Origin of the sequence: Kitasatospora sp. NPDC004799, from assembly GCF_040609095.1 — a bacterium.
Classification (GTDB): Bacteria; Actinomycetota; Actinomycetes; order Streptomycetales; family Streptomycetaceae; genus Kitasatospora.
Map to the genome: position 1 here is coordinate 1 of NZ_JBEXJK010000331.1, position 9,329 is coordinate 9,329.

The 9,329-nt window shown below is 73.0% G+C and carries 11 protein-coding genes; 9 read left to right on the forward strand and 2 right to left on the reverse strand.

Annotated elements, in window-relative coordinates; translation table 11 throughout:
* On the forward strand, positions 1-515 hold a 515-nt coding region (locus tag ABZW03_RS30810; RefSeq protein WP_355265480.1), incomplete at its 5' end, for a ferrochelatase.
* An 80-nt stretch (positions 516-595) separates the two neighbouring features.
* Positions 596-1,414 carry an inositol monophosphatase family protein gene (locus ABZW03_RS30815; protein WP_355265483.1) on the forward strand — a complete coding sequence of 273 codons (819 nt, stop codon included), beginning with the start codon at positions 596-598 and terminating at the stop codon, positions 1,412-1,414.
* A gap of 185 nt (positions 1,415-1,599) precedes the next feature.
* Here the strand turns inward: ABZW03_RS30815 and ABZW03_RS30820 are convergent, their stop codons facing one another.
* Positions 1,600-1,785: a hypothetical protein gene (locus tag ABZW03_RS30820; RefSeq protein ID WP_030057688.1), complete on the reverse strand. Its 186-nt coding sequence runs from the start codon at positions 1,783-1,785 to the stop codon at positions 1,600-1,602.
* A 441-nt stretch (positions 1,786-2,226) separates the two neighbouring features.
* Between ABZW03_RS30820 and ABZW03_RS30825 the strand changes: the two genes are divergently transcribed.
* The 4 genes from ABZW03_RS30825 to ABZW03_RS30840 all read left to right on the forward strand — a co-directional run bounded on the left by ABZW03_RS30825 (position 2,227) and on the right by ABZW03_RS30840 (position 6,240).
* Positions 2,227-2,880, forward strand: a complete 654-nt coding sequence (locus ABZW03_RS30825) for a response regulator transcription factor (RefSeq protein WP_355265487.1) — start codon at positions 2,227-2,229, stop codon at positions 2,878-2,880.
* Positions 2,881-2,952: 72 nt separating this feature from the next.
* A complete protein-coding gene (locus ABZW03_RS30830) occupies positions 2,953-4,254 on the forward strand; it encodes a HAMP domain-containing sensor histidine kinase (RefSeq protein WP_355265490.1) in 1,302 nt (433 codons plus the stop codon).
* A 230-nt stretch (positions 4,255-4,484) separates the two neighbouring features.
* Positions 4,485-5,468 (forward strand): acyl-ACP desaturase, encoded by a 984-nt coding sequence (locus ABZW03_RS30835; RefSeq protein WP_355265493.1) that lies wholly within the window; start codon positions 4,485-4,487, stop codon positions 5,466-5,468.
* A gap of 472 nt (positions 5,469-5,940) precedes the next feature.
* Positions 5,941-6,240, forward strand: a complete 300-nt coding sequence (locus ABZW03_RS30840) for a DUF4193 domain-containing protein (RefSeq protein WP_030285479.1) — start codon at positions 5,941-5,943, stop codon at positions 6,238-6,240.
* A gap of 270 nt (positions 6,241-6,510) precedes the next feature.
* On the opposite strand, the gene ABZW03_RS30845 is transcribed toward ABZW03_RS30840, so the two are convergent.
* The gene (locus ABZW03_RS30845) at positions 6,511-6,969 is read right to left on the reverse strand and encodes a DUF3093 domain-containing protein (RefSeq protein WP_355265496.1); all 459 of its coding nucleotides are present in this window, start codon (positions 6,967-6,969) and stop codon (positions 6,511-6,513) included.
* 127 nt (positions 6,970-7,096) lie between these two features.
* Here ABZW03_RS30845 and ABZW03_RS30850 point away from each other — a divergent pair, with 127 nt between their 5' ends.
* From ABZW03_RS30850 to ABZW03_RS30860, 3 genes are all read left to right on the forward strand, one after another.
* Complete coding sequence (locus ABZW03_RS30850; protein WP_355265505.1) at positions 7,097-7,675, forward strand: PaaI family thioesterase; 579 nt, start codon at positions 7,097-7,099, stop codon at positions 7,673-7,675.
* Positions 7,672-8,139: a dUTP diphosphatase gene (gene dut / locus ABZW03_RS30855; protein WP_355265499.1), complete on the forward strand. Its 468-nt coding sequence runs from the start codon at positions 7,672-7,674 to the stop codon at positions 8,137-8,139. The genes ABZW03_RS30850 and dut overlap by 4 nt, the downstream gene beginning before the upstream one ends.
* Before the next feature lie 69 nt (positions 8,140-8,208).
* On the forward strand, positions 8,209-9,012 hold the full coding sequence (locus ABZW03_RS30860) for a DUF3710 domain-containing protein (protein ID WP_355265502.1): 804 nt from the start codon (positions 8,209-8,211) through the stop codon (positions 9,010-9,012).
* Positions 9,013-9,329: the final 317 nt, after the last annotated feature.

Here is a 9,329-nt window from a genome sequence, read left to right on the forward strand (position 1 = left end):
ACGACCCGGCCCGCGGCCGGCCCGGCGGCGCGTACGTCGCCCAGCACCTGGACGTCGCCCGGCTGATCGCCGCCGCGGTGGCCGAGCGCACCGGCGTGGCCGACCGGCCGTGGGAGCTGGTGTACCAGAGCCGCAGCGGCGCCCCGCACGTCCCGTGGCTGGAACCCGACATCTGCGACCACCTGGAGGCCCAGCACGCCGACGGCGCGCCCGCCGTGGTGATGGTCCCGATCGGCTTCGTCTCCGACCACATGGAGGTCAAGTACGACCTCGACACCGAGGCCGTCGCCAAGGCCGCCGAGCTCGGCCTGCTGGTGGCCCGCGCCGCCACCGTCGGCGCCGACCCCCGGTTCACCGCCGCGGTGCGCGAGCTCGTCCTGGAGCGGGCCGCCACCGAGCGCGGGGAGCGGGTGACCCGCTGCGCCCTCGGCGCCCTCGGGCCCAGCCACGACGTGTGCGCGGTGGCCTGCTGCCCCAACCCGCGCGCGCCGCGCCCGGCCGCCGCCGAGCGCTGACCGCGGGCGTCCCACGCGCCTTGTCCGTTCCGTACGCCCCGCAGATCCCGTCCGTCCCGTCGTTCCGGAGGAGAACCCCCGTGCCCACCCCCGCCCTGCCCGACGACCGGCTCCTCGACGACCTGCTGGAGGTCGCCCTGGACGCGGCCCGGCAGGCCGGCGCCCTGCTGCGCGACGGCCGCCCCGCCGACCTCGGCGTGGCCGGCACCAAGAGCAGCCCGGTCGACGTGGTCACCGAGATGGACCTCGCCTCCGAGAAGCTCGTCCTGGAGCTGATCACCGACCGCCGCCCGGAGGACGGCTACCTCGGCGAGGAGGGCGCCGAGCGGCCGGGCAGCAGCGGCGTCCGCTGGGTCGTGGACCCGCTCGACGGGACGGTCAACTACCTCTACGGACTGCCCTCCTGGGCGGTCAGCGTGGCCGCCGAGCTGGACGGCCGGGCGGTCGTCGGCGTCGTCTACGCCCCGGCCCGCGGCGAGCTGTTCCACGCCGTCCTCGGCCGCGGCGCCCACCTCGACGGCCGGCCGGTCTCGGCCCGCCCGGCCCCGCCCTGGGGCCAGGCGCTGATCGCCACCGGCTTCAACTACGTCCAGCCGGTGCGGGTCCGGCAGGCCGAGGTGCTGCTGGCCCTGATGCCGGAGGTGCGGGACATCCGCCGGGCCGGGGCGGCCGCGGTGGACCTCTGCGACGTCGCCGCCGGGCGGCTGGACGGCTACTACGAGCGCGGCCTGGCCCCCTGGGACCGGGCGGCCGGCTGCCTGATCGCCGCCGAGGCCGGCGCCCTGGTCGGCGGCCGCCCCGGGCACGGGCCGGACCGCGAGCTGACCGTGGCCGCCGCCCCCGGGGTGTACGAGCCGCTCCAGGAGCGGCTGGCCGCGCTGCGCGCCTGGGCGGACTGACCGGTTCCGGCCGTCCCGCCCCCCGGACCTGGACCCGGGCGGCGGGACGGCCCCGAACCCTGGTGGCGGGCCCGGACATGCGAAGAGCCCTGACATACGGGGGATGCCAGGGCCTGGGTTTCGCACGGCCCCCTCAGGGCCGCTGGTGCCGGAGGTCCGGCGACGGGTCGGCGGTGCCGAACGGGTCAGGCAGCGGTGCGGTGGCGCTCCAGCACCGTGTCCACGCCGTGCTCGGCGGCGAGTCGGCGGAGGTCGTCCAGCTCGGACTGCTCCACCTCGGCGAGGAACTCGTCCCCGGCCTCGATCGCGCGGTGCAGATCCTGCTCGGCGTTGGCTATGCGCTGCAGGATTCCGGCCTTGAAGGCGTCCATACGGGCCCCCTTACTGTGTCGGACGTGCACGGTCGTGCGCTCTCCGCCCCGAGGAGGTCCAGCCGGTGAAAGCACCCAGGCCGGATGGTGTGGTTCTCCGGACGGGTGCGGAGACGGCCGTCGGCCGCTCCCGGTGATGTCCCAGCCCCAGGGCCGGCGCGGATGAACGCACGGCGGGTGGGTGCGACCGGCCGTCAGCCAGATCGCGGGTGTGCAGCTGTCCTCCCCGCCCCGGCGGCGGGGAAACCTCCGGGCGGAAGAAAGTTGCCTGTGTCACAGTCCAAACGGAGTGGTGCGGATGCGAACGGTCACCGCCGCCGACCCGGGCTCCGTGCCCGAGGGGCAGCTTATCGCTGCTTTACCGGCGGACCAGGCAGGATGGAGGCACCGTCGGAGCCGTGCGTCCGCTTCCGGGGCCGGCCTGGAGAAGGGACAACGACCGTGCGGGTTCTCGTCGTCGAGGACGAGCAGCTGCTTGCCGAGGCCGTCGCGACCGGCCTGCGCCGCGAGGCGATGGCCGTCGACGTGGTGTACGACGGGGAGGCCGCGCTCCAGCGCATCGCGGTCAACGACTACGACGTCGTCGTCCTGGACCGCGACCTCCCGCTGGTGCACGGGGACGACGTCTGCCGCAAGGTCGTCGAGCAGGGCCTGGCCACCCGGGTGATCATGCTGACCGCCTCCGGCGACATCAGCGACCGGGTCGAGGGCCTGGAGATCGGTGCCGACGACTACCTTCCGAAGCCGTTCGCCTTCAGCGAACTCGTCGCCCGGGTAAGGGCGCTGGGCCGCCGCGCGACCATCCCGCTGCCCCCGGTGCTGGAGCGGGCCGGCATCTCGCTCGACCCCGGCCGGCGCGAGGTGATCCGCGACGGGCGCACCGTCCAGCTCGCCCCCAAGGAGTTCGCCGTCCTGGAGGTGCTGATGCGGGCCGGCGGTGCCGTCGTCTCCGCCGAGCAGCTCCTGGAGAAGGCCTGGGACGAGCACACCGACCCGTTCACCAACGTCGTGCGCGTCACCGTGATGACGCTGCGCCGCAAGCTCGGCGACCCGCCGGTGATCATCACCGTGCCGGGCTCCGGCTACCGGATCTGACGACCGGAGTCCGCTCACCCGAGACTCCCCGCCGTACGCGCCCGCCCCGGCGGACGCCCCGAGAGGACCATCATGACCACCCCGCCCCCCGCCGGCGGGGCCTCCGGCGCGCCCGCCGGCGGCCCGCGGGCCGTCCCGCCGAAGCCCCTGACCCCGCCGCGCGTCCACCGCCCAGGGCCCTACGTCCCCGGCGACGGCATGCTCGCCTGGCTGCCCTTCCGCCCCACCATCCGGATGCGCCTCACCCTGCTCTACGGCGGGATGTTCCTGATGGCCGGCGTCGTGCTGCTGCTCCTGATGTACGTGTTCTTCCAGGACGCCGTCTCCTACCTGGCGCCGCGCAAGCTGAGCTTCAACGGCAACCTCGTGCAGGTCAGCGGCCCTGACGGGATCAGCAGCACCATGAACAGCACGGAGTTCAACCAGTGGCAGGCCGCCGACTACCTGGGCCGCTCCGACTCCGCGCTCAACACCCTGCTGCGCAAGTCGCTGACCATGCTGGTCTGCCTCGCCGTGATCGCCTTCGCGGCCGGCTACGCGATGGCCGGCCGGGTGCTGCGCCCGCTCGGCCGGATCACCCGCACCGCCCGTGACGTGGCCTCCTCCGACCTGCACCGCCGGATCGAGCTGGACGGCCCGGACGACGAGCTCAAGGAGCTCGCCGACACCTTCGACGGCATGCTGGACCGGCTGGACCGCTCCTTCGACTCCCAGCGCCGCTTCGTCGCCAACGCCTCGCACGAGCTGCGCACCCCGCTGGCGATCAACCGCACCCTGCTGGAGGTCCAGCTCTCCGACCCGGCCGCCTCGGCGGACCTCCAGCAGCTCGGCAAGACCCTGCTGGCCACCAACGAGCGCAGCGAGCAGCTGGTCGAGGGCCTGCTGCTGCTCGCCCGCAGCGAGAACGAGCTGACCGACCGGCGCCCGGTGGAGCTGTCCGAGGTGGCCACCCGGGCGCTGGAGCAGACCCGGGGCGAGGCCGACAAGCGCGAGGTCGAACTGCGCGCGAAGCTGGATCCGGCCATGGTCGGCGGCAACGGCGTGCTGCTGGAGCGGCTCGCGCTCAACCTGCTGCAGAACGCCGTCCGCTACAACACCCCGGGCGGCTGGGTCGAGCTGGCCACCACCGCGGTGCCCGGCGGCGGCGAGCTGGTGGTCTCCAACACCGGCCCGGTGGTGCCCGGGTACGAGCTGGAGCACATCTTCGAGCCGTTCCGCCGGGTCAAGGGCGCCGACCGCACCCGCAGCGACAAGGGGGTCGGGCTCGGCCTGTCCATCGTCCGCTCGGTGGTGCGCGCCCACGGCGGCACCGTCGAGGCCACGCCGCGGGCCGGCGGCGGTCTCACCATGCGGGTCCGCATCCCCTCTCCGTAAGGGTCCAACGCCCCTTCCGCAGGCGACCGTTCGCAGCCGCCCCCGTCAGGCCTGTCAAGACGACATAAGGCCTGGCGGGGGCGGCTTGTCATTTCCGGCCCGGGCAACTTACGGTGTCGTAACCTACGCAACCGTAGGTGAATCCGTCGGCGGCCCGTCGACGGGTCCGAACGACGTACCCCGTCCAGCGCGCCCGTCCCAGCGCGTGCCGTCCCCTCAGGAGCAAGACCGTGACCATCGCCCCTGTGCAGAGCAGCTCCTCGCTCGTCGCGAGCGGCTGGACCGACGCGCGGCTGATCCTCGCCCTCGAGGAGGTCGTGGAGAAGGAGCTCAACCGCCACCTGGGCGTGGCCAAGGAGTGGATGCCGCACGAGTTCGTCCCGTGGAGCCAGGGCCGCGACTTCGACGGCGTGCTGGGCGGCGAGGCCTGGTCGCTGGAGCAGTCCCGGGTGACCCCGGTGGGCCGGGTGTCGCTGGTGGTGAACCTGCTGACCGAGGACAACCTGCCGAGCTACCACCACGAGATCGCGACCATGTTCGGCCGCGAGGGCGCCTGGGGCACCTGGGTGCACCGCTGGACGGCCGAGGAGGGGCGCCACGGGATAGCCATCCGCGACTACCTGCTGGCCACCCGGGCGGTCGACCCGGTGGAGCTGGAGCGGGCCCGGATGAGCCACATGTCGGAGGGCTTCGAGTCCGACAACGCCCACAGCATGCTGCACTCGGTCGCCTACGTGGCCTTCCAGGAGCTCGCCACCCGCATCGCGCACCGCAACACCGGCAGGTACGCCGGCGACCCGCTCTGCGAGCAGCTGCTGGCGAAGATCGCCAACGACGAGAACCTGCACATGGTCTTCTACCGGAACCTGCTGAAGGCCGCCCTGGAGATCGCCCCGGACCAGGCCATGCGGGCCGTCGCCGACGTGGTCACCGACTTCCGGATGCCCGGCCACGGCATCCCCGGCTTCGAGCGCGCCGCCGCGCAGATCGCCCTCGGCGGGGTGTACAACCTCCGCATCCACCACGACGACGTGCTCCAGCCGGTGCTGCGCCACCTCAAGGTGATGGAGATCGGCGGGCTCGGCCCGGAGGGCCTGCTGGCGCAGAACGAGCTGGGCGTGTTCCTGGACGGGCTGGACGGCCAGGCCCGGAAGTTCGAGGAGCGGCAGGCCGCCCTGCTGGCGCGCCGCGAGGCCCGGAGGAACGCCGGCTGAGACGCCGCGGCGGCCGGTCGGAGTGGGTGGATTTTCCGTGTTTTGCCCAGGAAGATTCTTAACGTGACCAAGCTCACACCGTGTCGCTCCGCGATTCCGGGCAACCCCGGAGAGTGATGGCTCGATCAGGGGTGCCGATCGCCGTCCGTGACCGGATTTCGGCCCCCGGCCGGTCCACCGGATCGGTCGGCATCCCTGATGGACAAGGGATTTCACCGGCTGCCGCAGCCGCCGCGCTCACTGTGCGTGGTCGACCGGACGGGCCCGGGGAGGGCCGGCGATGGCCCAGCGTGAGGCCTTCCGCAGCCCCGGGGATCACCCCGATGGAGCCCGGGCTGAGTGTCGATTGAGTAACAGGGCTTGAAGTAAGGCAAAATCTCCGCCTCGGGTCGGGCACAAGACCGGCCCCCCATGCGTTACGTGCGCTGGAGATACCGCACACACCGCACAACCCGGAGGGGGAGAGCGAAAAATGGCAACCGACTACGACACCCCACGCAAGACCGACGACGAGCTCAACGAGGACAGCATCGAGGAGCTCAAGGCGCGTCGGAACGACAAGGGCGGAAGCTCTGTCGACGTCGACGAGTTCGACGCCGCCGAGGGCATGGAGCTGCCCGGCGCCGACCTCTCGAACGAGGAGCTCGCCGTCCGCGTCCTGCCCAAGCAGGCCGACGAGTTCACCTGCATGAGCTGCTTCCTGGTGCACCACCGCAGCCAGCTGTACAGCGAGAAGAACGGCAACCCGATCTGCCGGGACTGCGGCGCCTGAGCACCGCGGCGGACAGGGCCCGGGGCCCGCGGCTGCGCCCGCGGGACCGGCACACCGCTCCTTCCGGCCCCGGGCAGCGGGGCCGGACGGCAGGTCCGGGTACCGTCCGGCTGGACGGGCCCGGCAGGACGGCGTCGGCCGGCGCACCGGTCAGGACAAAGTCGTAGGGACGGTCCCGCAGCAGCGGAACCGTCCCTCTCCGTTTGTCCGGCGCCTTGCGGCCGGCTCGCGCGCCGGAGCCGACCGGCGCGCGAGCCGGCCGTACGCGCCTCAGGTGCGGGCGCCGCGCCGGGCGTCCTCCAGCGCCTCCGCCAGCTTCATCGGCGAGCGGGTCGACAGATAGAGGTACGGCGTCGGGTCGGCCGGATCGGTCACCTCGATCCGCAGGGCCGTCGGGACGTAGCTGCGCAGCAGCATGAACGCGCGCGGATCGGCCTTCGGGCCGCGCCAGGCCGCCGCCTCGGCGGGGCTGAGCGCCTGCGCGGCGCCGAGCGCGTCCACCGGGATCCGGGCCGGGCCGGCCACCAGCGAGCCCTGGACCACGCGGATGCGGGCCGAGCCGTAGCTGCTGATCGCCACCGCGCCGGCCGCGATGCCGACCACCAGCCCGATCAGGGCGGCCGGACCGCTGACCCGGATCAGGATCAGCGCGAGGGTGAGACCCATCGCGATCGGGAGCAGCCACCAGGAACGCGGCACCGTGAGCCGTTCGTCGTACATGCCCCCCATTGTGGTCGCCCTGACGCCCGGCGGGGGACGCCGCCCCCACCGGAGGCCGCCCTACCCCTGGGTAGGGTGGGGCCCCGTGACCGGTACGACTGCCCCCAGCACCCCCACCGACCGGCCGGCGCCCGCGATGCCGCCGTCCCCGACCACCCCGCCGCCGGACGCCGTCCTGCCGGCGCGCCACCCCCAGGCGCCCGCCCCCGGCACCCGGCTCGGCTCCCACTACGAGCACTGCTTCGGCTGCGGTCCGGAGCACCCCGGCGGCCTGCGGATCGACGCGGTCGCCGGCGAGGGACTCGACGTCACCGCCGAGTTCCCGGTCCGCGAGTTCCACCAGGGCGGCCCCGGCCTGGCCCACGGCGGGCTGCTGACCACCGCCATGGACGAGACCCTCGGCACGCTCAACTGGCTGCTGCACGCCCCCGCCGTGACCGGTCGGCTGGAGACCGACTTCCTCAGCCCGGTGCCCGTCGACTCGGTGCTGCACCTGCGCGCCTGGGTCACCGGCGTGCGGGGCCGCAAGGTCTACAGTGCCGCCGAGGCGCGGATCGGCGGGCCGGACGGGCCGGTCGCCGTGCGTGCTCAGGCACTCTTCGTCCAGGTGAAGCTGGAACACTTCACCACGCACGGTCGTCCCGAGGACATCGAGAAGGTCCTCGACGACCCGGATCTGATGAAGCGCGCACGAGCCTTTGAGGTGAACCCTTGAGCGACAGCCCCCGCCCGCAGCTGGACGTCCTGATCAAGCGCATCGACCCCGAGCTGCCGCTGCCCGCGTACGCGCAGCCCGGGGACGCCGGTGCCGATCTGCGCACCACCGTCGACGCCGAGCTGGCCCCCGGCGAGCGGGCCGTGCTGCCCACCGGCGTCGCCATCGCCCTGCCGGACGGCTACGCGGCCTTCGTCCACCCGCGGTCGGGTCTGGCAGCTCGTTGCGGCGTTGCCCTCGTGAACGCCCCGGGGACGGTCGATGCCGGGTACCGTGGAGAGATCAAGGTGATCGTCGTCAATCTGGACCCGCGCGAGGGGGTCAGCTTCCGCCGAGGGGACCGGATCGCCCAGCTGGTGATCCAGCAGGTCGAGAAGGCCCGTTTCCACGAGGTGGAGGAGCTGCCTGGGTCGGCACGCGCCGAGGGCGGGTTCGGGTCGACCGGCGGCCACGCCGCGGTCTAGCATGCCCGCGGCCTCGCAGGAAGCCGAGCAGGTATTCGCATCGGTCTTGGACCGGGAAGGACAGTGACCGTGTTCCGTCGTCGCCAGAAGAGCGAGGACGCTGTCGAGCAGCTCGCCGACGACGCCATCAGCGCCGACGAGACGGCCGATGACGTCGAAGGTTCCGCCGAGAGCGAGAACGTGACCGAGCTGGACCCGGCCGACAGGGTCGGCCTGCCGCCGGCTCCCCGGCCGGACGGTCCGTGGGACCACTCCGAGCTGGAGAACCCCGAGGAGGGGCGAGTCGACCTCGGGGGTCTGCTGGTCCCCGGCGTCGAGGGCATGGAGCTCCGGGTCGAGGTCGCCGGTGACGCGATCGTGGCGGCGACCCTGGTGCTCGGCAACAGCGCCATCCAGCTCCAGGCCTTCGCGGCCCCGAAGTCGGAGGGCATCTGGGGGGAGGTCCGGGAGGAGATCGCCAACGGCATCACCTCGCAGGGCGGCCTCATCGAGGAGGAGGAGGGCCCGCTCGGCTGGCACCTCCGCGCCCAGGTCCCCGTGCAGCTGCCGGACGGCACCCAGGGCGTTCAGCTGGTCCGGTTCGTCGGCTGCGACGGTCCGCGCTGGTTCCTGCGCGGCGTGATCTCGGGCCAGGCCGCGGTGCAGCCGGAGATGGCCGGGATCCTGGAGCAGGTCTTCCGGCAGACGGTCGTCGTGCGCGGCGAGTCCCCGATGGCTCCCCGCGACCCGATCGTCCTGAAGCTTCCCGAGGACGCCCAGATGGTCGCCGACGGTGGCGGGGCGGCCGCGGCCGCCGGCGAGGGCGACAACCGCTTCGGCGGCACCTCGCTGGACCCGTTCGCGCGCGGCCCGGAGATCACCGAGGTCCGCTGACCGGCTCCGGTCGGCCCTGATCGGCACCGATCGCCCCTGCCCGGGCTCCCGGGCAGGGGCGATTTGCATGTGGCGGGCCGGTCCCCGTACAGTTCCGGAGTCGCCGCGGGAGACCGGGGCGACAAAGCGGAAAGCGAATCCGATGAAGGAAACTCCGGAAAACGGAGCGGAAAACATCTGATAAGCTGGAAACACGAAAGAACGAAGCCCGGAGGGCCTGCCGGAAGGCAGTCCGAAGGAAGCGTCCGTTCCTTGAGAACTCAACAGCGTGCCAAAAGTCAACGCCAGATATGTTGACATCCCCGGCCTCGGTCCTT